The sequence below is a fragment of the Serratia sp. FGI94 genome (genome assembly GCF_000330865.1).
GTDB classification, from domain to species: Bacteria; Pseudomonadota; Gammaproteobacteria; order Enterobacterales; family Enterobacteriaceae; genus Serratia_B; species Serratia_B rubidaea.
Window position 1 is genome coordinate 3,190,438 of the sequence record NC_020064.1, and the last position, 24,592, is coordinate 3,215,029.

The 24,592-nt window shown below is 61.1% G+C and carries 22 protein-coding genes and 1 tRNA gene; 14 read left to right on the forward strand and 9 right to left on the reverse strand.

Going from position 1 to position 24,592, the window contains the following annotated elements; genetic code table 11:
* Positions 1–8 precede the first annotated feature (8 nt).
* On the reverse strand, positions 9–539 hold the full coding sequence (locus D781_RS14570; protein ID WP_015673099.1) for a DUF5943 domain-containing protein: 531 nt from the start codon (positions 537–539) through the stop codon (positions 9–11).
* A gap of 31 nt (positions 540–570) precedes the next feature.
* Positions 571–1,548 carry a dipeptidase gene (locus D781_RS14575; RefSeq protein ID WP_041411834.1) on the reverse strand — a complete coding sequence of 326 codons (978 nt, stop codon included), beginning with the start codon at positions 1,546–1,548 and terminating at the stop codon, positions 571–573.
* A gap of 316 nt (positions 1,549–1,864) precedes the next feature.
* On the opposite strand from D781_RS14575, the gene vapB reads away from it, so the two are divergent.
* Both vapB and D781_RS14585 read left to right on the forward strand, forming a co-directional pair.
* Positions 1,865–2,095: a type II toxin-antitoxin system VapB family antitoxin gene (vapB, locus tag D781_RS14580; protein WP_015673101.1), complete on the forward strand. Its 231-nt coding sequence runs from the start codon at positions 1,865–1,867 to the stop codon at positions 2,093–2,095.
* The gene (locus D781_RS14585; protein WP_041411835.1) at positions 2,092–2,508 is read left to right on the forward strand and encodes a type II toxin-antitoxin system VapC family toxin; all 417 of its coding nucleotides are present in this window, start codon (positions 2,092–2,094) and stop codon (positions 2,506–2,508) included. The genes vapB and D781_RS14585 overlap by 4 nt, the downstream gene beginning before the upstream one ends.
* Before the next feature lie 49 nt (positions 2,509–2,557).
* Here D781_RS14585 and D781_RS14590 read toward each other — a convergent pair whose 3' ends face one another.
* Entirely contained in the window at positions 2,558–3,640 is a 1,083-nt protein-coding gene (locus D781_RS14590; protein WP_233494095.1) for a GlxA family transcriptional regulator, read from the reverse strand.
* A 352-nt stretch (positions 3,641–3,992) separates the two neighbouring features.
* Entirely contained in the window at positions 3,993–5,369 is a 1,377-nt protein-coding gene (locus tag D781_RS14595; RefSeq protein ID WP_015673104.1) for an L-serine ammonia-lyase, read from the reverse strand.
* A 285-nt stretch (positions 5,370–5,654) separates the two neighbouring features.
* On the opposite strand from D781_RS14595, the gene D781_RS14600 reads away from it, so the two are divergent.
* The 10 genes from D781_RS14600 to purU all read left to right on the forward strand — a co-directional run bounded on the left by D781_RS14600 (position 5,655) and on the right by purU (position 18,833).
* Positions 5,655–7,310: a BCCT family transporter gene (locus tag D781_RS14600; protein WP_015673105.1), complete on the forward strand. Its 1,656-nt coding sequence runs from the start codon at positions 5,655–5,657 to the stop codon at positions 7,308–7,310.
* A 35-nt stretch (positions 7,311–7,345) separates the two neighbouring features.
* Positions 7,346–9,232: a DUF294 nucleotidyltransferase-like domain-containing protein gene (locus D781_RS14605; RefSeq protein ID WP_015673106.1), complete on the forward strand. Its 1,887-nt coding sequence runs from the start codon at positions 7,346–7,348 to the stop codon at positions 9,230–9,232.
* Between the two features lie 8 nt (positions 9,233–9,240).
* A complete protein-coding gene (locus D781_RS14610; RefSeq protein WP_015673107.1) occupies positions 9,241–9,996 on the forward strand; it encodes a 3'-5' exonuclease in 756 nt (251 codons plus the stop codon).
* An 88-nt stretch (positions 9,997–10,084) separates the two neighbouring features.
* Positions 10,085–11,176, forward strand: coding sequence for a GlxA family transcriptional regulator (locus tag D781_RS14615; protein ID WP_015673108.1), 1,092 nt, complete (start codon positions 10,085–10,087; stop codon positions 11,174–11,176).
* Between the two features lie 147 nt (positions 11,177–11,323).
* A complete protein-coding gene (glyA, locus tag D781_RS14620) occupies positions 11,324–12,640 on the forward strand; it encodes a serine hydroxymethyltransferase (protein ID WP_015673109.1) in 1,317 nt (438 codons plus the stop codon).
* An 18-nt stretch (positions 12,641–12,658) separates the two neighbouring features.
* Complete coding sequence (locus tag D781_RS14625) at positions 12,659–13,909, forward strand: sarcosine oxidase subunit beta family protein (RefSeq protein WP_015673110.1); 1,251 nt, start codon at positions 12,659–12,661, stop codon at positions 13,907–13,909.
* Positions 13,910–13,924: 15 nt separating this feature from the next.
* Complete coding sequence (locus D781_RS14630) at positions 13,925–14,296, forward strand: sarcosine oxidase subunit delta (protein WP_015673111.1); 372 nt, start codon at positions 13,925–13,927, stop codon at positions 14,294–14,296.
* The gene (locus tag D781_RS14635) at positions 14,293–17,319 is read left to right on the forward strand and encodes a sarcosine oxidase subunit alpha family protein (protein ID WP_015673112.1); all 3,027 of its coding nucleotides are present in this window, start codon (positions 14,293–14,295) and stop codon (positions 17,317–17,319) included. Before D781_RS14630 ends, D781_RS14635 begins: the two co-directional genes overlap by 4 nt.
* Positions 17,312–17,956 carry a sarcosine oxidase subunit gamma family protein gene (gene soxG, locus D781_RS14640; RefSeq protein ID WP_015673113.1) on the forward strand — a complete coding sequence of 215 codons (645 nt, stop codon included), beginning with the start codon at positions 17,312–17,314 and terminating at the stop codon, positions 17,954–17,956. The genes D781_RS14635 and soxG overlap by 8 nt, the downstream gene beginning before the upstream one ends.
* Before the next feature lie 13 nt (positions 17,957–17,969).
* Entirely contained in the window at positions 17,970–18,833 is an 864-nt protein-coding gene (gene purU, locus D781_RS14645; RefSeq protein ID WP_015673114.1) for a formyltetrahydrofolate deformylase, read from the forward strand.
* Positions 18,834–18,930: 97 nt separating this feature from the next.
* Here purU and D781_RS14650 read toward each other — a convergent pair.
* The 3 genes from D781_RS14650 to D781_RS14660 form a co-directional block, all read right to left on the reverse strand.
* A tRNA-Ser gene (locus D781_RS14650) sits at positions 18,931–19,018 on the reverse strand.
* A 244-nt stretch (positions 19,019–19,262) separates the two neighbouring features.
* Positions 19,263–19,592, reverse strand: a complete 330-nt coding sequence (osmE, locus tag D781_RS14655) for an osmotically-inducible lipoprotein OsmE (protein ID WP_015673115.1) — start codon at positions 19,590–19,592, stop codon at positions 19,263–19,265.
* 115 nt (positions 19,593–19,707) lie between these two features.
* Positions 19,708–21,102 (reverse strand): PepSY-associated TM helix domain-containing protein, encoded by a 1,395-nt coding sequence (locus D781_RS14660; RefSeq protein WP_015673116.1) that lies wholly within the window; start codon positions 21,100–21,102, stop codon positions 19,708–19,710.
* Between the two features lie 159 nt (positions 21,103–21,261).
* Between D781_RS14660 and D781_RS14665 the strand changes: the two genes are divergently transcribed.
* Complete coding sequence (locus D781_RS14665; RefSeq protein WP_015673117.1) at positions 21,262–21,705, forward strand: DUF2946 domain-containing protein; 444 nt, start codon at positions 21,262–21,264, stop codon at positions 21,703–21,705.
* Between the two features lie 88 nt (positions 21,706–21,793).
* Here the strand turns inward: D781_RS14665 and D781_RS14670 are convergent, their stop codons facing one another.
* Both D781_RS14670 and D781_RS14675 read right to left on the reverse strand, forming a co-directional pair.
* On the reverse strand, positions 21,794–22,210 hold the full coding sequence (locus D781_RS14670) for a VOC family protein (RefSeq protein WP_015673118.1): 417 nt from the start codon (positions 22,208–22,210) through the stop codon (positions 21,794–21,796).
* A gap of 130 nt (positions 22,211–22,340) precedes the next feature.
* Positions 22,341–23,450: a porin OmpC gene (locus D781_RS14675; RefSeq protein ID WP_015673119.1), complete on the reverse strand. Its 1,110-nt coding sequence runs from the start codon at positions 23,448–23,450 to the stop codon at positions 22,341–22,343.
* A 716-nt stretch (positions 23,451–24,166) separates the two neighbouring features.
* Between D781_RS14675 and D781_RS14680 the strand changes: the two genes are divergently transcribed.
* The gene (locus D781_RS14680; RefSeq protein WP_015673120.1) at positions 24,167–24,571 is read left to right on the forward strand and encodes a DUF4186 domain-containing protein; all 405 of its coding nucleotides are present in this window, start codon (positions 24,167–24,169) and stop codon (positions 24,569–24,571) included.
* The last annotated feature ends 21 nt before the right edge of the window (positions 24,572–24,592 follow it).

A 24,592-nucleotide genomic window follows, 5' to 3' on the forward strand; every position in this document is an offset into this window, starting at 1 on the left:
GTCGCGTATTACAGCGGCGCTACCTCAAACACGCCGTAGTCACTTCCCTCTTCGGCAGCGCTCCGGGTCTGGACCGCCCGGGTTCTGACCGCGTAGCCCAGACTTTGGGCGATCTGATCCATGGCGCCGGCAAACCAGCCGGTAAACATGTAATCGACCTTGCGGTTGACCTTGCCATACTGATAAACAAACGCGGAGTGCTCCAGGCGCACGCGGGCGGTGCCCTGCTCCAGATCGAGCGCCTCGATGATAAACAGCCCCCAGCCGCGCTGGGAGAGCCGCTTCATATAGTGTTCAAATACCGCGGCGCCGGCGATGCCGTGGGCCTCGGCCTCCTTTTCACACCAGTAGTAGGCGGATTTATAGCCCGCCTTATAGAGGATGGCGGCATAGCGTTCCGCACCGATCTCCTCTTCGATCGCCATATGGTTATTGACGAAAAAGTGACGCGGTACGTACAGCATCGGCAGCGCATCAGTGGTCCAGACGCCGGTTTCGTCGTCTACCGCAATCGGCAGTTCAGGTGCATGTGAACTCATGGTTTCTCCCTGACAATCTTTATGTTGACGGTTATTCGCCCCAAACTTCGCCCAGAACGCGAACCCAGTTCTCGCCCATAATCTTGCGCACCTGATGTTCGCTGAAGCCGTGGCGCAGCAGGGCTTCGGTCAGGTTGGGGAATTCGCCGAGGGTGCGGATCCCCTCCGGGTTGATGATTTTGCCGAAGCTGGTCAGATGGCGGGCGTATCCCTTATCGTGGGTTAACCACTCAAAGAAGGCCTGATCCTGCCCCTGGGTAAAGTCGGTGCCGATGCCGATCTGATCTTCCCCCACCAGGTTAAAGATGTATTCGATGGCCTCGACATAGTCGTCAATGGTGGAGTGAATGCCGTTTTTCAGGAACGGGGTAAACATGGTGACGCCGACAAAGCCGCCGTGGTCGGCAATAAACTTCAGCTCGGCATCGGATTTATTGCGCGGATGGTCCTTCAGACCGGAAGGCAGACAGTGCGAGTAGCAAACCGGTTTTTCCGACGCCAGAATCACCTCTTCGGAGGTTTTGGCACCGACGTGGGAGAGATCGCACATCACGCCGGCGCGGTTCATCTCCGCCACCACTTCCCGGCCGTAGCCGGACAGCCCGCCGTCGCGCTCATAGCAGCCGGTGCCCACCAGGTTCTGGGTGTTGTAAGCCATCTGCACCACCCCGACGCCAAGATCCTTGAATATCTGCACGTAGCCGAGCTGGTCCTCAAAGGCGTTGGCATTCTGGAACCCCATCAGCACGCCGGTCTTGCCCGCCGCTTTGGCGCTCATGATGTCGGCGGTGGTGCGCACCTTCATCACTAGATCTGAATTCTGTTCGATCAGCGCGTTCATCGCGACGATATTGTCCACGGTGCTCTGGAACCCTTCCCAGACCGACACCGTACAGTTCGCCGCGGTCAGACCGCCGCGCCGCATATCTTCAAACAGTTCGCGATCCCATTTGGCGATCACCAGACCATCGATAACAATGGCGTCGTTGTGCAACTGTGCTGCGTTCATCTTTCCACCCCTGTCTGTAACGGCCAGAGCGGCCCTGATGTTCGACAGCATAGAGTTAACCCTACAAAGAAAGTGTTCTGAAAACGTCACCTGCCTGACCCACAGCGCAGCCAACGCCGAACGAAAAAATACGGCGCGTCTCGAAAATGTCGCATCGCGATGTCGCGCCGGAGAAAATTTCGTTCACCATGGGCCTTTGTTTGGACGCACCTACCGGGGAAAGATGGGCATATGCTTGGCCTATACAAGTGAAAATTTGGAGCATATACTTGCCCTATGCCTACCAACACGCTTTTACCCGGCGAGGAGCAGCAACATGAGAACAGTATCTGTGTTTAAAAACGGCAATAACCGCGCGATCCGCCTGCCCCGCGATATGGATTTTGCAGGCGTCAACGAACTGGAGATCGCCCGTGAAGGCGACACCATCATCCTGCGGCCGGTAAAGCCGAACTGGGGATCGTTCCTGCTGGAAGACAAAGCCGATGCGGACTTTATGACGGAACGTGAAGACATCATTAATGACGAGGGACGCGTCAAACCATGAGCCACACCTACATGCTGGACACCTGTATTTGCTCTTACATTATGCGCGAGCAGCCGGCAGCGGCGATCCGGCGTCTGGAGCAGGCGGTGATGCAACGCCACCGGATCGTGGTGTCGGCCATTACCTATGCCGAAATGCGCTTTGGTGCGATCGGTAAAAAGGCCTCACCGCGTCATGCGCAACTGGTCGAGGCCTTCTGCAGCCGCCTTGACGCCATTTTGCCGTGGGACCGCGCCGCGGTGGATGAAACCACGGCGCTGAAGGCCGCGTTGGCCGCCGTCGGTACGCCGATCGGGCCCAACGATACCGCAATTGCCGGCCATGCCATCGCCGCCGGCGCCATTCTGGTCACCAATAATCACAAGGAGTTTGCGCGCGTGCCCGGACTGGCGCTGGAAGACTGGGTGGCATAGCCACCGCCTGCCCGTTGCGGGCAGACGGCGATGATAGGTGAGCCCGGTCTTAGGGCGGCGAGCTCCAGCCCAGCGACACCGAACCGTAGGTGGGTTCAAAACGCGCCTCGCTCAGGGCGCGCACCGCCACCGCCGACGCCACGCGCTCTTTCTTGCCGTTTAGGCCCGGCAGCGCGGTGGTCACCAGCTGCGGCAGGGTTTCGCTCAGCGCCTGGCTGCGTATGCCGCGCCGCTCCTCGCGCGGCGGAATGCCGATATGCTCGCGGTAGCATTTGCTAAAGTGCGGCGTCGAGACAAAACCGCAGGCCAGCGCGATCTCGATAATCGACATCGAGGTTTGCTTCAGCAGCTGCCGCGCCCGGAACAGGCGGAGTTTCATATAGTAACGGGACGGTGAGCACTGCAGGTACTTCTGAAACAGACGTTCAAGCTGACGCCGGGACAGCCCCACATAGGTGGCCAGCTCATCCAAATCGATCGGCTCTTCGATATTGGCCTCCATCAGCGAGACCGCCTCCACCAGATTCGGCTGCGCGGTGCCCAGCACATGGCGCAGCGGTATGCGCTGGTAGTCGGACTCATTGCGCACCCGATCGCAGATAAACATCTCCGAGATCGCCGCCGTCAGCTGATAGCCGAAGTCGCGCTTGATCATGCTGAGCATCATGTCCATCGGCACCGTGCCGCCGCTGCAGGTCATGCGATCGCGCTCGATGACGAACAGCTGGTTAGTGCAACGCACCTTGGGATAGGCTTCCTGCATCGAGGCAATGCACTCCCAGTGCGCGCTGCAGTGGTAGCCGTCCAGCAGCCCGGCCTCCGCCAGCAGGTAAGGGCCGGTGCAGACGCCGCCAATCAGAATTTGCTTACGCGCCATCGCCTGCAGCCAACATACCTGGCGGCGGCTGTAGCTGCGGGTAATGTTGACGCCGCCGACCACGATCAGCACGTCCAGCGCGCTGGAGTCGGCCATCGAGCAATCCGGCGTAATGTGAATGCCGTCGCTGGCCATCACCACGCCGCCGTCCTCGCTGATGGTATGCCAGTCATACAGCTCGCGGCCGCTTAACTGGTTCGCCATGCGCAGCGGTTCAACCGCCGTCGCCAGCGCCATCATGGTGAAATTGTTCACCAGTAAAAAACCAACCGTATGTGTCTTATTGTTATCAATACTTGCCCGGGATGATGTATTTGCTTCAGACATATGCTCTTGCCTCTGTGGTCTCTCGTCAGGAGAGGGAACAAACGGGTCTGATACTTCTTCACTTCCACAGAAAACAATAAGGCAACAAATATGCCACTTCCTTTTTACATTTAAAATATATGCGCAATATCTCGATAATCATTCATCGATAGTGATTTAGCGCCGCTGTTGCAATCAAAAAAACAGAGCTGGCACGGATCGTGCTGAGCCGGGTAATCCCCTAGCGCCACATGCTTTTTTGGTGCATCTGCCCAATAAGCGGGCAGACATCGGCCAGGCGTCAGCACTCTATCGCATTCACCGCCAAACCGCCGCGCGACGTCTCCTTATACTTGTCCTGCATATCCCGTCCGGTATCGCGCATGGTGCGGATCACTTTATCGAGCGACACAAAGTGCTGCCCGTCTCCCCGCAGCGCCATCTGGGCGGCGTTGATCGCCTTCATCGCGGCGATGGCGTTACGCTCGATGCAGGGCACCTGCACCAGCCCGGCCACCGGATCGCAGGTCAGCCCCAGGTTATGCTCCAGCGCGATCTCGGCCGCATTCTCCACCTGCTCCGGCGTGCCGCCCAGCACCTCGGTCAGCCCGGCAGCGGCCATGGCGCAGGCGGAGCCGACTTCTCCCTGGCAGCCCACCTCCGCACCGGAAATTGAGGCGTTTTTCTTACACAGCGCCCCCACCGCCGCCGCCGCCAGCAGAAAGTCCACCACGTCCTGCTCCCGCGTCTGCTCGCTAAAGCGCATGTAATACATCAGCACCGCCGGCACAATCCCGGCCGCGCCGTTGGTCGGCGCCGTAACCATGCGCCCTCCCGCGGCATTCTCTTCATTGACCGCCAGCGCATAGAGATTGACCCAGTCCATCGCCGACAGCGTGGTGCCAATCACATTCGCCCCCGTCGCCCGCTGCAGGGAACGGTACAGCCCGGGCGCGCGGCGCTTCACGTTCAACCCGCCCGGCAGCACGCCCTCATTTTCCAGCCCTTGGGCAATACAGTCCTGCATCGCCTGCCAGAGGCCGGCGATACCGGTACGGATATCGGCCTCATCGCGCCATACCTTTTCGTTTTCCAGCATCAGTTCGGCGATCCTTAATCCCTGCCGCCGGCAGTGCGCCAGCAGCTCCGCACCGGAGTTAAAATCGTAAGGCAGCGCCACCTGCGGCACCAGATGCGCGGTCGCAGTGGCTTCGCTCTCATCCAGCACAAAGCCGCCGCCGATGGAGTAGAAGGTGTTTTCATACGCCACGCCCTGCGTATTAAAGGCGGTCAGGCGCATGGCGTTGGGATGATACGCCAACACTTCATCGACGAAATGCAGGTCGCGGTTCCAGTCAAACTCCACGCCGGCGCCGCCGGCCAGGGTCAGAAAGCCGGTCTCGCACACCGCGCGGATGGCGGGATCGATCGTACGGGGATCGACCGTATCCGGCGATTCGCCCATCAGCCCCATCAGCGTCGCCTTATCGGTGCCGTGCCCTACGCCGGTGGCGCTCAGAGAACCGAACAGGTCGACCCGGACGCGCGTCACCGCATCACGCACGCCCCGTTCGCTTAACTGCTGCACGAACCGCTGCGCGGCGCGCATCGGCCCCACGGTATGTGAACTGGAAGGGCCGATCCCAATCTTGAACAGATCAAAGACGCTGATACTCATTACCTTCTCCCGTGAACCTGAAATGTCAGCATCCATTATTACTGCGGATACGCGGCAAAAAATGCCGTATCACGACGCTTTCAGGCGTCACACCGACCGGAAACCGCCGTCTCATCCCGCCCGCGCCGCATGTCGCAAATCGACCCCGTCAAGACGTTGACAGGCATTTTGCACCGCTCCCCCACCGTTATCATCCGTCTTGGACGGGCTGAATCAACCAGAGGCTGCGTCCGTCCCCACGCAGGCTTCAGGCAATCACCAACCATTCCCTTAGGAGGAATCACTATGCCGGATTCAAAAGATCCGATGGTACCCGATGGTGAGGTTAACCCCTACGATACCGACTATCAGGTGGGCCAGGACAATATCGTGGTCAGCGTCGGCCCGTTCGGGCTGGATATTCATAACCGCGTGTTTGTCATCTCCGGATTGGCGATCGTTATCTTTGTCGTCTTGACGCTGGCCTTTCACAGCCAGATGGAGCCTATCTTCAGCAGCGTGCTGAAATGGCTGACCACCAACCTGAGCTGGTTCTTTCTGAGCGTCGGCAACATTTTCGTGATCCTCTGCCTGGCGCTGGTGTTTTCTCCCCTCGGCAAGGTGCGGCTGGGTGGTACTCTGGCGAGGCCGGATTACAACTATCTGGCCTGGTTCTCCATGCTGTTCGCCGCCGGTATGGGGATCGGCCTGATGTTCTATGGCGTCTCGGAGCCGCTGTCGCACTTCTCCAGCTCGCTCGGCGGCGTCAGCATCGAAAACGGCGTGCGCAGCGACACGGCGCCGCTGGCCGCCGCCGCGGGCGACCCAGAAACCGCCCGCCATCTGGCCATGGCCACCACCATTTTCCACTGGGCGCTGCATCCCTGGGCCATCTATGCCATGCTGGCGCTGGGGCTGGCGCTGTTCTCCTTTAACAAGGGGCTGCCGCTGACCATGCGCTCGGTGTTTTACCCGCTGTTGGGGGATGCGGTCTGGGGTTGGCCCGGACATATCATCGATATTCTGGCGGTGCTGGCCACGCTGTTCGGCCTGGCGACCTCGCTGGGGCTGGGCGCCTCCCAGGCCGCATCCGGGCTGAACTATCTGTTCGGCATCCCGATGGGCGAGCCCACCCAAATTATTCTGGTGATCGGCATTACCGCCATTACCCTGCTCTCGGTGGTGGCGGGGCTGGAAAAAGGCGTACGCCGCCTGTCGGAAATCAACATGATGCTGGCAGCGCTGCTGCTGCTGTTTATCGTTATCGTCGGCCCGACCCTGGCGCTGCTGACCGGCTTCTTCTCCAATCTGGCCTCCTACCTACAGTATCTGCCGGCGCTGTCCAACCCCTTCGGCCGTGACGACGGCAACTTCGTCGCCAGCTGGACCGCCTTCTACTGGGCCTGGTGGATCTCCTGGTCGCCGTTTGTCGGCATGTTTATCGCCCGCGTTTCCCGTGGCCGCACCGTGCGCGAATTTATTATCTCGGTGCTGATCGTCCCGTCGCTGGCCTGCGTGATGTGGATGACCATTCTCGGCAACACCGCCATCCACCAGTTTTTTGACCTGGGCTACAAGGCCGTCGCCGATGCGGAGCTGCCGCTGCAGCTGTTTACCATGCTCGACACGCTGCCGCTGGCGCAGATTACCTCGCTGATCGGCATCCTGCTGGTGGTGGTGTTCTTTGTCACCTCGTCGGACTCCGGCTCGCTGGTGATCGATATCATCTCGGCGGGCGGGAAAGTCAACGCGCCAACGCCGCAGCGGGTATTCTGGTGCAGCTTCCAAGGCGTAGTGGCGATAGCGCTGCTGCTGGGCGGCGGACTGGTGGCGCTGCAGACCATGGTGCTGACCACCGGGCTGCCGTTCGCCATCGTGCTGCTGATTGCCGCGGTCTCGGTGCTGAAGGGGCTGGCGACGGAACCGCGGCTGCGTACCAACGCCGGCGCGGAGCGCAGCTGAACCGCTCTACCATTACGGCTGCCACGGAGGTCACCATGCAGGCCGAACATCAGGACATTATCGACTTTCTGCGGCGCTATCCGCCTTTCGACGCGCTGCCTCTGGATGCGCTGGCCCTGGCGGCCTGCAGTATCGAGGTCAGCTACTTCAAGGCGGGCAGCAGTATCCTGTCCTTCGGCCAGCAGGTGGACGCCTGGTATGTGATCCGCAGCGGCGCCGTTGAGGTCTACCGGCGCAACGGCGATCTCTACAACCGCCTCAGCGCGGGGGGCTATTTCGGCCAGTTCGGCCTGCTGCGCGAAAGCAGCGTACGCTTTCCGGTCACCGCGCTGGAAGACACGCTGGCCTGGCTGATCCCCGCGCCGGTGTTCCACCAGCTGTTTACGCAGTATGAAGCGTTTGCCGACGTGGTGGAGGTGGAGGACCGCACCCGGCTGCGCCACACCGTGGCGCGCTCCGAAGATGCCAACGAACTGCTGACCTCGCGTATCGATACGCTGATCGGCCGTAAGCTGGTCACCATCGAAACCTCCGGCACCGTGCGCGAGGCCGCCATCACGATGAGCACCGAGGGAGTCTCCTCGCTGCTGGTGATGAACGCCGGCGTGCCGGAGGGCGCCATGGGCAACGCCGCCCGAATGGCCGGCATGCTGACCGACCGCGACCTGCGCACCCGGGTTATCGCCAAAGGGCTGAGCGTGGATACGCCGGTCAGCGAGATCATGACGCCGGAGCTGATTTACGGCGAACATCACCAGATGGTGTTTGAAGCCATGCTGACCATGATGCGCCACAACGTGCACCATCTGCCGGTGCTGCGGCAGGGCCAGCCCATCGGCGTGATTTCACAGTCGGATATCCTGCGCCATGAGTCCCAGAACAGTCTGTTTGTCGTCAGCCGTATTTTCCACGCCAACAGCGTCGAGGAACTGCGCGCCCTGAGCGGCGAGGTGCGCGCCTGCTTCAGGCGCATCGTGCGCGAAGACGCCAACTCGCAGATGATCGGCAGCGCCATGGCGGTGATTGGCCGCAGCTTTACCCAGCGCCTGCTGGAGTTGGCGGAGCAGCGGCTGGGGCCGCCGCCGGTGCCCTACTGTTTTCTGGCGCTGGGATCGATGGCGCGTCAGGAGCAGCTGATCGTCACCGATCAGGATAACGCGCTGGTGATCGACAACGCCTTCGATCCGGCTCGCCACGACGACTGGTTCCTCGCGCTGGCGACCTTCGTCAGCGACGGCCTGGCGGCCTGCGGCTACCGCTACTGCAAAGGCGGAATTATGGCCACCACCGCCCAATGGCGTCAGCCGCTCGCCGTGTGGGAGCGCTACTTCGCCGATTGGATCGGCAAACCCACGCCGCAGAGCCTGCTCGACAGCGCGATCTTTTTCGACCTCGACGGCGTCTGGGGCAAAATCGAGTGGGCGGAGCACCTGAATCAGAGCATCGCGCTGCAGACGCGCCACAACGCCCGCTTTTTGGCCTGCATGGCGCGCAACGCGCTGCTGCGCACGCCGCCGCTCGGCTTCTTTAAGGGGTTTGTGATGGAACCTTCCGGCCAGCACAGCCGCTCCATCAATATGAAACGGCGCGGCACCGCCCCGCTGGCGGATCTGATCCGCGTGCATGCGCTGGCGATCGGCTCCCGCGCCCGCAACTCTTTTGCCCGCCTGCAGGAAATTATCGAGGCGGATATTCTGCCGCACGGGCGCGGCCAGGATCTGCGCGACGCGCTGGAGTTTATCTCGATGGTGCGCATCCGCCATCAGGCGCTGGATCTGGATGCCGAACGCCAGCCGGATAACAATATCGAGCCGGAAAACCTGTCGGATTTCGAACGCAAAAACCTCAAGGATGCCTTCCAGATCCTGAGCAATGCCCAGAAGTTCCTGAAATACCGCTATCAGGCCGGCCGGATACGCTGAGGTCACCCATGTTCTATATCGGCAAGCATCCGTTTACCCCCGCCTCGCGGCAGCCCGCCGCCGAATGTCCACCGCCGTGGCCGGCGCGGATGGCCGAACTGGCCCGTCAGGCGCGTCACCCCGCTCTGCGGGCCTTCTACCGCGCGGGCGCCGTCGCGCCCGACACCGCGATCGACCAGGTGCCGCTGCTGGCGATGGACTTTGAGACCACCGGCACCGACGCCCGCCGTGATGATATCGTCAGCATCGGTCTGGTGCCGATGACGCTGCAGCGCATCCGCCTGCGGCACGGCCATCACTGGCTGCTGAAACCGCGCGCGGCCCTGCGCGACGAGTCGGTGGTGATCCACGGCATCACCCATTCCGAAGTAGAAAAAGCGCCGGATCTGAACGCGCTGTTTATTACGCTGCTCGAGCTGATGGCCGGCAAGGTGCTGGTGGTGCACCACCGCGGCATCGAACGGCAGTTTCTCGACGCCGCCCTGCAGCGGCGCATCGGCGAAGGGATTGCCTTTCCCTGTATCGATACGCTGGCGCTGGAGGCGCGCCGACACCGCAGCCGTCCCGCCAGCCTGGCGGCGCGGCTGTTCAGCGGCCGGGCGCGGCTCTCGCTGCGCCTGCCCGAAAGCCGCGCCCGCTATAACCTACCCCGCTATCCGGCGCATAATGCCCTTACCGACGCTCTGGCCTGCGCCGAACTGTTCCAGGCCCAAGTAGCCCACCACTTTTCAGCGCAGACGCCGGTCGACGCGCTGTGGTGCTGAACGGGCAGCGATTTGACGCTGCAATACGGTCGCCGCTACGGCCCTTCTCTTGCTATGCTGTGACGGTCACCACCACGAGGAATCTCTGATGACCGACGCCTCCCCGCTGCTAACGGTGGGTTTTGTTCTGCTGCAGCGCTTTACGCTGCTGCCGTTTGCCGCGTTCGTCGATTGCCTGCGGCTGGCCGCCGATGAGGGGGACCGCAGCCGCCAGCTACGCTGCCACTGGCGCTTTATGACCAGCGACGGCCAAGCGGCGTCTTCCAGCTGCGGCGCCGCCGTTTCTCCCTGCGAACCCTTTGCCGATCCGACGCGCTTTGACTATCTGGTGGTGATCGGCGGCGTACAGGACGAGCACGACCGCACCGACCGCGTGGCGCTGGACTACCTCCGTCGGGCGGCGGCGGCGGGCGTACCGCTGGTGGGCGTCTGCACCGGCGTGTTCGCGCTGATTCAGGCCGGCGTAATGCCCGGCCGGCGCTGCTGCGTCAGCTGGTATCACCATGGCGATCTGACCCGGCGCTTTCCCGAAGTGACGCCGGTGGCCGACCGGCTGTTCGTCGACGACGGCGATGTGATCACCTGCGCCGGCGGCAGCGCGGCGGCGGATCTGGCCGCTTATCTGGTGGAGCGCCACCTGGGGCGCGCCTGGGCGATGAAAAGCCTGCATATTATGCTGATTGATGAAGGACGGCGCGGCGAGCATCCCCAGCCGCAGCCGGTGGTGTTCGAACGGGTGGCGGATCGCTCGCTGCGCCGGGCGATCGATATTATTTCCCAGCACCTGGGCGAATCGCTGTCGATTGACGATCTGGCGCGGCGCATCGGCACCTCGCGGCGCAATATCGAGCGCAAATTCCGCGACGAACTGGGCGTCACCCCGCAGCGCTTTATGCGCAACCTGCGGCTGCGCTACGGCCTGTGGCTGCTGCATTACACCCCGCGCAGCGTCACCGATATCGGCGAACAGTGCGGCTTTTCCGACACCGCTCACTTTTCACGCCAGTTCCGCGAAACCTTTGGTTACTCCCCGTCGCAGGCGCGTAAAACGGGCCACCAACAGGCGGTCGATCCCTTCTTTTTACATATCGGCGCGCCCGCCGGCGTTCAGCGACACGATGAGCCGCCGGCCGTTTCGCGATTAAGCGCAAAAATACAAAACAACACCATTATTAAATAACCTTAAATAACAAAGCATTAAATACACATGTCGCGATTGTGACATAAAGCTGTCGCATCTGTTCAATCTTCAGGGGCGCCCCCCGATCTATCTTGGCTGACGGTAGGCGGATGGTGCCGCCGCAGCGCTAACCCTGAGGATAATCAGATGAATGCCGATGATTTGAACAAGACCGATCCGCAGCTCTTCGCCGCCGTCGTTGGCGAAATGGTGCGTCAAGAAAACCATATCGAACTGATCGCTTCCGAAAACTACGCCAGCTCGCAGGTGATGGCAGTTCAGGGTAGCCAGTTAACCAATAAATATGCCGAAGGTTATCCGGGCAAGCGCTACTACGGCGGCTGTGAGCACGTCGACGTGGTGGAGCGGCTGGCTATCGAGCGCGCCTGCCTGCTGTTCGGCGCCGACTACGCCAACGTGCAGCCGCACTCCGGCGCTCAGGCTAACGCCGCGGCGTTTATGGCGCTGGTGGCGCCGGGGGACACCATTCTGGGTATGAGCCTGGCGCACGGCGGCCACCTGACCCACGGCGCGGCGCCTAACGTTTCCGGCAAGCACTACAACGCGGTGCAGTACGGCCTGAATCCGGAAACCGGCGAAATTGATTACGACGAGGTGCAGGCGCTGGCGCGCGAGCACCGGCCGAAGCTGATTATCGCCGGCTTCTCCGCCTATGCCCGGGTGGTGAACTGGCGGCGCTTTCGCGAAATCGCCGATGAGGTCGGCGCCTGGCTGATGGTGGATATGGCCCACGTCGCCGGGCTGGTGGCGGCCCGCTGCTACCCTAACCCACTGCCTCACGCTCACGTGGTCACCACCACCACCCATAAAACGCTGCGCGGCCCGCGCGGCGGCATGATCCTCTCCGCCTGCGGCGATGAGGAGCTGTACAAAAAGCTGAATGCCGCGGTCTTCCCGGGGCAGCAGGGCGGCCCGCTGATGCACGTGATCGCCGCCAAGGCGGTGGCGCTGCGCGAGGCGATGAGCGAAGAGTTCGTCCGCTATCAGGCGCGGGTGATCGACAATGCCCGGGCGATGGCGGGGGTGTTTATCCGCCGCGGGTTCGATCTGGTCTCCGGCGGCACCGACAACCACCTGTTCCTGGTGTCGCTGATCCGTCAGGGCATTACCGGCAAAGAGGCGGATGCCGCGCTGGGACGCGCCCATATCACCGTCAATAAAAACGCCGTGCCCAACGATCCCCGCAGCCCCTTCGTCACCTCGGGACTGCGTATCGGCACCCCGGCGATCACCACCCGCGGCTTCGACCTGCGCGAATGCGAAATGCTGGCGCACTGGATCTGCGACATCCTGGATACCCTGGCCCGGGGCAAGGATGGCGACCATGAAGAACAGCACAATATTGAAGCCTGGGTGCGCTCCAACGTGGCGGAGCTGTGCGCCCGCTATCCGGTGTACGGCGAAACCCACGGCATGACGCTGACCCGCCCCGCTTTCGCCTAACAGACAGGAAGAGACGCTATGCAACATTATTCGGGTTTAAGTCTGCTGCGCCATGGTCTCAACCACCATGAAAACTGGCCGCGGATGTGGCGCAACCCCGTGCCGAAGAAGGCCTACGACGTGATTATCATCGGCGGCGGCGGCCACGGGCTGGGTACCGCTTACTACTTGGCGAAGGAGTTTGGCATCACCAACGTGGCGGTAGTGGAAAAAGGCTGGCTGGGGGGCGGCAATACCGCCCGCAACACCACCATCGTACGTTCCAACTACCTGTGGGACGAGGCCGCGGCGCTGTTTGAACACTCGATGAAGCTGTGGGAAGGACTGTCGCAGGATCTCAACTACAACGTGATGTTTTCCCAGCGCGGCGTGCTCAACCTGGGGCATACCCTGCAGGATATGCGCGACATCCGTCGCCGGGTGAACGCCAACCGCCTGAACGGCATCGACGGCGAGGTGCTGGACGCCCGCCAGGTGCAGGATCTGGTGCCGATGCTCGACTGTTCGAAAAACGCCCGCTACCCGGTGCTGGGCGCCTCATGGCAGCCGCGCGGCGGCGTGGCGCGCCATGACGCGGTGGCCTGGGGCTTTGCCCGCGCGGCGGACGCTCTGGGCGTGGATATTCTGCAGCAGACCGAGGTCACCGGCTTTATGATGCGCGACGGCCAGGTGTACGGCGTGCATACCACCCGCGGCGATATCGAAGCCCGCACCGTCGGCTGCGTGGCGGCGGGCAACTCCGGGGTGCTGGCCGGCATGGCCGGGCTGAAGCTGCCGTTGGAGTCCCACCCGCTGCAGGCGCTGGTGTCCGAACCGCTCAAACCGGTGCTGGATACCGTGGTGATGTCAAACCACGTGCACGGTTACATCAGCCAGTCGGACAAGGGCGATCTGGTGATCGGCGCCGGTATCGACGGCTACAACGGCTACGGCCAGCGCGGCAGCTACTCCACCATCGAGCATACGCTGCAGGCGATCGTCGAGATGTTCCCGGCCTTCTCGCGGGTGCGCATGAACCGGCAATGGGGCGGCATCGTCGATACCACGCCGGACGCCAGCCCGATTCTGTCGGCCACCAAAGTCAAAGGGCTGTGGTTTAACTGCGGCTGGGGAACCGGCGGCTTTAAAGCCACGCCCGGCTCGGCCCACGTATTCGCCGCCAGCCTGGCGGCAGGCAAGCCGCACCCGCTGGCGGCCCCGTTCTCAATCGATCGATTCAATACCGGCGCTTTAGTGGACGAACACGGCGCCGCCGGCGTTGCCCACTGACGAGGAGGAAGCAAGATGCTGCATATCTGGTGCCCCTGGTGTGGCGAACACCGGGAAGAAGAAGAGTTTCACCCCAAGGGCCAGGCGCATATCGTGCGCCCGGCGGATCCCGACGCCTGTAGCGACGAAGAGTGGGGAGAATATCTGTTTTTCCGCGATAACCCGCGCGGCGTACACCGGGAACTCTGGGTACATGCCGCAGGCTGCCGCAAATACTTTAACGTGGCGCGCAATACGGTGAGCTACGAAATACTGGAAACCTACCGGATTGGCGAACAGCCGAAAACCGGCGCCGGGGCCGATGTGGTACCCCTGCCGCGCCGCGACGACAGCGAAACTGAAACCGTAACCCACGATGAGCGGATCCAGGCCGGAGGTGGCGCATGAAACAGGTGAATCGTCTGGCCGACGGCGGTCGCATCGACCGCAGCCGTCCGCTGAATTTTCGTTTTAACGGCCAGACCCTGCAGGGGTTTGCCGGCGATACCCTGGCCTCGGCGCTGCTGGCCAACGGCGTGGATATCGTCAACCGCAGCTTTAAATACGGACGCCCGCGCGGCATTGTCGCCGCCGGCGCCGAAGAGCCGAATGCCGTGGTGCAGCTGGGCAGCACAGAAGCCAGCCAGGTGCCGAACGTGCGCGCCACCCAGCAGGCGCTGTATGAAGGGCTGACGGCGAGCAGCACCAACGGCTGGCCCAGCACCGAACGCGATCTGATGGGCGCCGTGGGTAAAATGCTTGGGCGCTTTATGCCTCCCGGCTTTTACTACAAAACCTTTATGAAACCGGCCTCGATGTGGATGACCTGGGAGAAGTATATCCGCAAGGGCGCCGGGCTGGGGCGCAGCCCGATGGCGCGCGATCCGGATCGCTACGATCATCTTAACCAGCACTGCGACGTGCTGATTATCGGCGCCGGCCCGGCCGGTCTGGCCGCGGCGCTGGCCGCCGGGCGCAGTGGGGCGCGGGTAATGCTGGCGGATGAACAGGAAGAGATGGGCGGCTCGCTGCTCGACAGCCGCGAACCGTTAAACGGCCGCGACGCCGTCGCCTGGGTGGCGGACACCCTGCGCGAGCTGGCGATGCTGGACAACGTACAGCTGCTGCCGCGCACCACCGCCACCGGCCGTCACGACCACAACTTTGTCACCCTGCTGGAGCGGCGCACCGACCACCTGGGCGAAACGGCGCCGGACCATCGCGCGCGTCTGCGTCTGCACCGGGTGCGGGCCAAACGCATCGTGCTGGCCAGCGGCGCCCACGAACGGCCGCTGGTCTACGCCGGCAACGATATTCCCGGCAACTTCGTCGCCGGCGCCCTCTCCACCTATATTCACCGCTACGGCGTCACGCCGGGCCAGCGTCTGGTGCTGTCGACCAGCAACGACCAGGCCTACTGCGCCGCGCTGGACTGGCTGGACAGCGGCCGGGAAGTCGTGGCGATCGTCGACGCCAGGGATAACCCGGACGGCGAACTGGTGGCCCAGGCGCGCGCCCGCGGCATCCGCGTACTCTGCGGCAGCGCGGTGATCGAGGCTCAGGGCGGTTCCCGAGTCAGCCGCGTGCGGGTTGCCCGCATCGACCCGGCCGGTTTCCGGGTGGTGGATCGGGTGGAAACCCTGAACTGCGACACCGTCGCCAGCTCGGGCGGCTACAGCCCGGTGATTCACCTGGCGGTGCATACCGGCGCGCGGCCGATCTGGCGCGATGAGGTGCCGGGCTTTGTCGCGCCGCAGGTGGAGGGCATGATCGCCGCCGGCGCGGTAACCGGCGCGTTTACCACCGAACAGGCGCTGCGCGACGGCGCGGCGGCGGGCCGCCAGGCCGCCGAACAAAGCGGCGGCAAACCGCAGGACATTACGCTGCCAGAGGTGGCAAAACGCCGCGACGGCGCGGCGCTGGCGCTGTATCAGGTACCACACGATCTGCCCACCTCCCGAGCGCCGAAGCAGTTTGTCGATCTGCAGAACGACGTCACCGCCGCCGCCATTGAACTGGCGATACGCGAGGGCTTTGAGTCCATCGAACATATCAAGCGCTACACCGTGATGGGCTTCGGCACCGATCAGGGCAAGCTGGGCAATATCAACGGGATGGCCATCGCCGCCCGCTGTCTGCGGCGCGCCATCCCCGAGGTCGGCACCACCGTGTTCCGCCCCAACTACACGCCCGTTGCCTTTGGCGCCGTGGCCGGCCGCCACTGCGCCGAACTGTTCGAACCGGAACGTCACACCGCAATGCATCAGTGGCATCTGGATCGGGGCGCGGAGTTTGAAGAGGTCGGCCAGTGGAAACGCCCGTGGTACTTCCCGCAGCGCGTCGACGGACGCAGTGAAACCCTGGAAGAGGCCGTGGCCAGAGAATGCCGCGCCGTGCGCAACGGCGTGGGGATCCTCGATGCGTCGACCCTCGGCAAGATCGATATTCAGGGGCCGGACGCCCGCACCTTCCTGGAGCGTATCTACACCAACAAGTGGGCGAAGCTGGGCTTCGGCCGGGTGCGCTACGGCCTGATGTGCAAGGACGACGGCATGGTGATGGATGACGGCACCACCAGCTGTCTCGGGGCGAACCACTTCCTGATGACCACCAGCACCGGCGGTGCGGCGGCGGTGCTGGAGTGGCTGGAACTGTGGCATCAGACCGAATGGCCGGATCTGCAGGTGTATTTCACCTCGGTAACCGACCACTGGGCCACCCTCTCCCTGTCCGGGCCGGAGTCCCGCCGCCTGCTGCAGGAGGTGTGCGATATCGACCTGTCGCGCGACACCTTTAAGTTTATGGACTGGCGCTCCGGCACGGTGGCCGGCGTTCCGGCGCGGGTGTTCCGCATCTCGTTTACCGGCGAGCTCGCCTATGAGGTGAACGTGCAGGCCAACTACGCGCGCCACGTCTGGGAAGCGCTGTTCGAGCACGGTGAAAAGTATGGCCTGACGCCTTACGGCACCGAAACGATGCACGTTCTGCGCGCCGAGAAGGGCTTTATTATCGCCGGCCAGGATACCGACGGCTCCATGACGCCGGAAGATCTCGGCATGCAGTGGTGCGTAGGCTACGACAAAAGCTTCTCCTGGGTGGGCAAACGGGCGCTGACGCGCGTCGACACCCGACGCACCGACCGCAAACAGCTGGTCGGCCTACGGCCGAAAAACCCGCGGGTGGTGCTGGAAGAAGGCGCGCAGATTGTGCTGGATCCCCACCATCCGATCCCGATGCCGATGGTCGGCCACGTCACCTCCAGCTACTACAGCCCTACCCTGGACAGCGGCTTCGCGCTGGCGGTGGTGAAAGACGGGCACCAGAAAATGGGCGATACCGTCTGGCTGCCGATGGTCGACGGCCAAATCCATGAGGCCGAAATTGTCAGCCCGATCTTTGTCGATCCCAAAGGAGAGCGCCAAAATGTCTGATGTCGTAAAGATAAGCACCTTTAACAGCCACCCCAAGGCGCAGGTGATGCGCGAATCGCCGCTGGCGCTGTCTTACCGTCATACCGGCCGGCCGGAGGCCGGCGAACACAGCGGCGTAACGCTGCGCGAGCACCCGTTCCGCGGGCATCTGATTCTGCGCGGCGGCGCCATCGTGCTCGATCAGGCGCTGCGCGACGTGCTGGGGATCGGACTCCCCGGCCAGCCGCTGGGGCTGGTCAGCAGCGACGACGGCGAAAGCAGCATCCAATGGCTGTCGCCGGACGAATGGCTGCTGATCGTGCCGGAAGGCAGCGAGTTTGACGTGGAGAAACGGCTGCGGGCGGCGCTGGGCGACGCCCACTACGCCATCGTCAACGTCAGCGGCGGACAGACCCTGCTGGAGCTGCGGGGGGAAAAAGTTCGCGAGCTGCTGATGAAGTCGGTGGTCTATGACGTTCATCCGGACAATTTCCCCGCGGGCAAGGCGGTGACCACCGTCTTCGCCAAAACCACCGCGGTGCTGCGCCGGCCCGACGAGGCCCGCTGGGAGCTGATCGTCAGACGCAGCTTTGCGGATTACCTCTGGCGCTGGCTGCTGGATGCCGGGGAAGAGTACAGCATTGGCGTTATCCCGTGACGGAGAACAGAGCATGAGTCGTAATAATGACTGCTGGATCATGACCGCCCAGTGTCCGGGGCGGCTCGGCACGGTCGATGCGGTGACCGCCTTCCTGCGGGAGAACGATTGCTACATTACCGAACAGAACTCGTTCGACGACCGCGAGTCCGGGCGCTTCTTTATCCGCACCGAGTTTCGGCCGCCGTCCGGTTTCGACAGCCAGGCCTTTGAGGCGCGTTTCGCAGCGCGCGCGGCGAACTTCGAGATGAGCTTCGGACTGACCGCGCCCGGACATCGGGTGCCGGTGGTGATTATGGTCTCCCGCACCGATCACTGCCTGAACGACCTGCTGTACCGCTACCGTACCGGCCAGCTGCCGGTGGAGGTGTGCGCCGTGATCTCCAACCACCGCGATCTGGAACCGCTGGTGGCCTGGCACGGCCTGCCCTACCACTACCTGCCGGTTACCGCCGACACCCGGCCGCAGCAGGAAGCGCAGGTATGGCGAATCATTGAAGAGACCGGCGCCGAACTGGTGATTCTGGCGCGCTATATGCAGGTACTGTCGGACGGGATGTGCCGCCGGCTAGCGGGCAAGGCAATCAATATTCACCATTCGCTGCTGCCCGGCTTTAAGGGCGCCAAGCCCTACCATCAGGCCTGGGCCAAAGGGGTCAAACTGGTGGGTGCCACCGCACACTATATCAACGAGGAGCTGGACGAAGGGCCGATCATCGCCCAGAGCGTGGAGCCGGTAACCCATACCGACTACCCGGAGGATCTGATTGAAAAAGGACGAGATATCGAACGCGTAACTCTGGCGCGCGCCGTCAGTTGGCATGTGGAACGGCGGGTATTTCTCTATGAGAACCGCACGGTGGTGTTCCCGCGCTGAACCTACACCGGCGGCCCTATCGGGGCCGCTTCGCTTTCAGACCGTCCGCGGCGCAACGAAAAAACCCCAGGCCGTTTAAAGCCTGGGGTTTTGTATTTGGCGGAAGGACAGAGATTCGAACTCTGGGAGCTGTTACACTCGACGGTTTTCAAGACCGCTGCCTTAAACCACTCAGCCATCCTTCCAATGGGCGCAGATATTAGCGGTACCGTTATGAAATGTCTAGCGTTGCCATGCAAAAAAATAGGCATTTCGGCGCGTTTGCTCAAACTTCAGGCCAAGAGTGGTTAAAAAGTGCAAGTCATGCCGAAAACAGCGCAATATCTCATCAGCCCGGACTGCTTTTTCTGCCGTACGACGGCGGGCTTTCCTTTTGCTCCACCAACAAAAAGGCCGGACTGTCGTCCGGCCTTTGGCATCTGGCGCCGATTACTTCGGCTGCGAGTCGTAGTCTGAACAGCTTTGATAGCCTTTGTTCATCACATGGCCGGTATCGTTGTAGCTGACAAAGTAGGTCTGCGCCTTGCCGTCACGCGGCGCGACGGCATAGGTATCACAGGTGCCCTGCGCATGAACCATCGTTGCCGTGGTTGACGGCGGCCCGGCAATCGCGCGTACCTGCTGCTTGGTCATCCCGACTTTAACATCACTGACCACCGGCTCTTTTACATAGCTCGCCGCGCGGTCATAAGCGGTACAGCCGGCAAGAATGGAAAGTGCTGCTGTAGTGCAAACGGCTAAAACCAACTTCTTCGTCATAGCTTGTCCTCTTAGAGTGCGTTTATTGTCTTCTAAGTCTAGATGGCGAAAGGTTTTTCCACAAACTGCGCTTTAACACTGGGTGCTATTTTAACCGGTTGATTCATCAGCAGCGTTAATCGGCTTGCCGCCGGCGCAGCCAAGCGTAGCGCAGCAGGTCGGCCAGCAGGAACAGCACAATGCTGGCCCCCAGCACCGGCAGGCTGTACCCCAGCAGCAGCGTCACCAGTAAAATCAGCGCCAGCGGCCCTTTTGGCGTACGCCGCAGCAGCATCAGCGGCGAGCGCGGCGCGCGTTCCGCCGCCCGCGTCGGCCGGTTGCGCCACCACATCAGGTAACCCATGATCACCATCGCCACCAGCCCGACGGCAAACACCACCAGCACCAGCTCATTAACCAGGCCGAACAAAATCCCCATATGCAGATCGATGCCCCAGCGCGTCAGTTTGGCCGCCAGTGGGAAACTGGCAAATCGTACGCTGTCGGTCACCGCCAGGGTATGCGGATCCACCGCCACCGCATCGACCTGCGTCGGCCAGCTGCGGTCGATTTCGCTGACGGACCAGGCCTGCCCGGCGCCCTGCGGCTGCCGAATCTCTACTTTATTCGCATCAATGCCCGCGGCGCGCGCCTGCTGCAGCACCCGGTCGTACAGCCCGCTATCCAGCGCCGGCGCCGCCTCGTCCGACGGTATAGCATGGCTGCGGTGCTCCGCATGTTCATCCATTGCGTCATGAGAGGCACCGTGCAGCGCAGTGGACAGCGACGGCGTCGCCCAACCGAACTGATGGCGCAGCACGCTGATGTTATCGCCGGCCCAGTTCGACCAGGTCAAGCCGGTAATCGAGAAAAACAGCAGCCCCAGCGACAACAGTACCCCCAGTTGCCGGTGCAGAGCGCGCACGCCGCGCTGACGCCGCGCCGCGCGTTTGCGCGCGCCCCACAGAATCAGCCCGCCCAGCGCCGCCACCCACAACCAGGAGGCCGCCAGCTCGCTGTAGTTGCGGCCCACTTCCCCCAACAGCAGGCTACGGTGCAGCTGATCCAGCCAGGTGCGCAGCGGCAGTACGCCGCTGGTGCCGTACACCGCCAGCGCGCCGTGGGTCTGCAGCGTGACGGGGTCGACAAACACCGCCAGGCGCTCGCCGGACGCCAGCCCGCCGACGTTAAACAGCACCCGCGTGTTCTCGCCGTCTGCCGGCGATGGACGCACGGCGGACAGCTGCGCCTCCGTCGGCGCCTGCGTTTGTGCGGCCGCAATCTGCCGCTGTAGCGTCTGCGGCTGTCCGCTGCTGTGGTTATACAACTGCTCGGCGTACCAGTAAGATTCCAGCTGCGGCGTCAGGGCATAAAAAATTCCGCTTAATGCGGCAATAAGTAAAAAGGGACCGACAAATACGCCAATATAGAAATGCAGGCGCATCATCAAGGGAATAAACCAGCTGCGAGTGGTTACCCGCCGGCGCATATTTTGGGCAGCCGAAGGCAGCGCGTTTACGCGTTCAGTCATTATTATTTTCCACAGGTGAATTTAATGCCTGGGGGAATTTATCCGATCTATTTTTAATTAACAAATAATTTTCTAATGGTGTTGGCAATTTGTGAATGATGTTACACTGGCGCCGGCATCACATGCCGCGCTTTCCACTGCTCAAGGGCCCGAATACTGGTGAAACTGTCAACGCACTCAATACGCACGCTGGCCTGGCTGGGCCTGTTTGCCATGCTGATGGTGTTTGCCGGGCCGTTAATCTCCGCACAGTTGGCAAAAAACTCGCAGTATAACAGTATGATGGGCATGAATATGCCGATGGGCGAGCACATGATGATGATGCATCATCAGGCCGACGACGCCCCCGCTGCGCGGCACCACGCCGCCGGCATGATGGACGAAGACAGCGGCGATTTTTGCGGTTACTGCAGCCTGTTCCACCATAGTCCGCCGCTGCAGATTACGCTGCCGCCCTTCCTCCACGCCCCATTATCCGCCGGCACGATTAGTGCCGTTATTATTCCCGCTCCGGTTATCCGCCGATTATTCCTGCCCTATCAAACGCGCGCCCCGCCGAAAAATATTAACGCCAATAATAGTAAATCTACGTTTATACTTTAATTTATTAAGGTAGGGCTTCCCGTATTTATTAATTACATCTTCCCCACCCCGTTCGTTTATTTTTATTAATCAAACGCCGCGGCGATATTTAATAATTATCCCACAGTCCGGGCGTCGCCAATTCCAGCAGATGGCCATCCGGGTCGCGGAAATAGAGACTTTCCGCACCGCGCGGCCAGCGCATGCGCCCTTCGATTTCCACGCCGTGCTGGCTTAAGCGTTGCTCCCACTGCGGCAGCTGCGCCCTGCTGACCGCAAAGGCCAGATGATAAGGGCCGCTGCCGTCATGCGGCGGTATATAGCCGGCCTCTTCGCGGAACCCTTGCCGTCCGTCGCCGCGGATAAACAGCAGCAACACGTTCTGACCGCCGACGTTGTAAGCACGGAAGCGCTCTTTGGTCACCATCGCCGGCAGCTGTAACACGGTTTCATAAAAATGGCTGGCGCGCGGCATGTCGCTGACGTACAGCGCCGTTTCAATGATGCGTTCAAGGGTGAGCGGCATAGGGCCTCCTGAGTAAGGGTTACTCAGCAAGCCTAGCTGGGGCGGTTCTGGCGGGCTAGCAATCCGTGCTCAGACGGCAGGCAAAAAAAAACGCGGCCCGATGGCCGCGTTATGCAAAACAACCTGAGGCTCAGAACTGGTAAACCAGGCCCAGCGCCACCACGTCGTCAGTGTTGATACCGGCGGCTTTAGTGAAGTTGTTGTCGTCCAGCAGGTTGATTTTGTAATCAACGTAGGTGGACATGTTTTTGTTGAAGTAGTAGGTCGCACCCACGTCAACGTACTTCATCAGGTCCTGATCGCCGTAGCCGCGTTCGATGTCCTTACCTTTAGACTGCAGGTAAGCCACGGAAGGACGCAGGCCGAAGTCGAACTGGTACTGCGCAACCAGTTCAATGTTCTGCGCCTTGTTGGCGTAGCCATAAGCGGAGCTGCCACGGCTGCCGAAGCGGGTTGCGTTGTAAGACTGGGTGTACATCGCCGCCAGGTAGACGTTGTTGGCGTCATACTTCAGACCACCGCTGTAGGCTTCAGCCTTGTCGCCGCCGCCCAGAATGTTTGGGTTATTGTAACCATTCTGCTCGTTGGTACGGTCAGAAGAGAAGTAAGCCGCCGCCGCGCTGATGCCGTAGCCCAGATCGTAGGTAGCAGACATGCCGTAGCCGTCGCCGTTCTGCGCCAGCACGTCGCGACCGTTGTTGGATTCGGTAGCGCTGTCGTTTTTACCCTGGTACTGCAGGGCGAAGTTCAGGCCGTCAACCAGACCGAAGAAGTCGTTGTTACGGTAGGTCAGCACGCCGTTAGAGCGTTGGAACAGGAAGTTGTCCGCGCCGTAGGTGTCACCGCCGAATTCCGGCAGGACGTCGGTCCAGGCGCCGATGTCATACAGTACGCCATAGTTACGGCCGTAATCCAGTGAGCCGTAGTCGCCAAAGCGCAGACCGGCGAAGCCGACACGGGTGAAGGAGTCGTTTTCGCTCTCAGTCTTGTTCAGCTGAACCTGATATTCCCACTCACCGTAGCCGGTCAGCTGGTCGCTGATCTGGGTTTCGCCACGCAGGCCGAAACGCAGGTAAGACTGGTCGCCATCGGTGCCATTGTCGTCAGAGAAATAGTGAAGACCATCGATTTTACCGAACAAATCCAGTTTATTACCGTCTTTGTTGTAGATTTCCGCTGCGCCTGCGGTGCCGGCAACCAGCATGGCAGGTACAATCAGGGAGAGTACTCGAAGTTTCATCGTTATTATCCTCGTTAATTATGTCGAGCTACGGCCACTGCCCTTTTGAGCATTATTAGCACGACTGTGCATTACCATTCTGGTAACACGGTTTATATTAATCCAGAAAGAAAATGATACCAAGTGTCCGATAGTGTTTCCATGACGCAAGCAAAGGTTGCAAAATGTAAATGCTAGCGAACTTTCACAAAAACTTACCGACAAACAAAATAGCGCACTTAAAGACAAAAAATGAATTTAATTGAATAAATTCACTCAGTTATACAAAACCTTAAGTTAATGTAGAATTCCATACAAAAATAGCGATCAATAAGCACATACGGTCAAAATACCTGCCGCAAACAGCCACTATAATTCACTCGCTATCATCATTATTTTCATTATTACCTTCATTATCGTAATGATAATCCCTGTACTTTTTACAGCCGGCCCCCGGGCCGGTTTTTTATTGCCAATTTACCTCCGCCGCGCAGCGACAAGCAAACTATCCGACCAGAAATAATCACTTACAGAAATAATTGCCCATTTAAATTTCCGCACTTATCGCTAAACGTTTTATTTATTTTGGTCTACACCTTGATAGCTGGAAAATAAATAAACACTTTCGGCTTAATTATTGACCAGATGAATGTTCAATATCCCCGCCGGTAACCGTTCGTCGCCTGAGATAAAATCTGTTATTCTAGCCAAGTGATTATTGCTGACGGCAAACCAGTATGCGCTCTCAACTCGATACCCAGTGGCAGCGGCTGCAGACCTCTCCGTTCCGCGCCAAATTCCGCCTGAACGATAAGGATCGGCTCTACCTGGAAAATAAAGGCATCGCCGTGATCCTCAGCCATGCCCGCGATTTCATCGACCGGCGGCTGGCCGACGCGTGGCCGAAAAACGACGGTAAACAGACGCCAATGCGCGGCCACCCGGTGTTTGTCGCCCAGCATGCTACCGCCACCTGCTGCCGCGGCTGCCTGGCCAAATGGCACGCCATTCCCGCTGGGCAGGAACTCAGCGAACAGCAGCGGCGCTATATCGTGCAGCTGATCGCCCTGTGGCTGGTGCGTAAAGCCGGCGTGCAGGCCGAGGCGTGCGCAAATGTTTTCGACCCCGATCGCGCTTTGTGATAAAAACACAGCACGACTTAC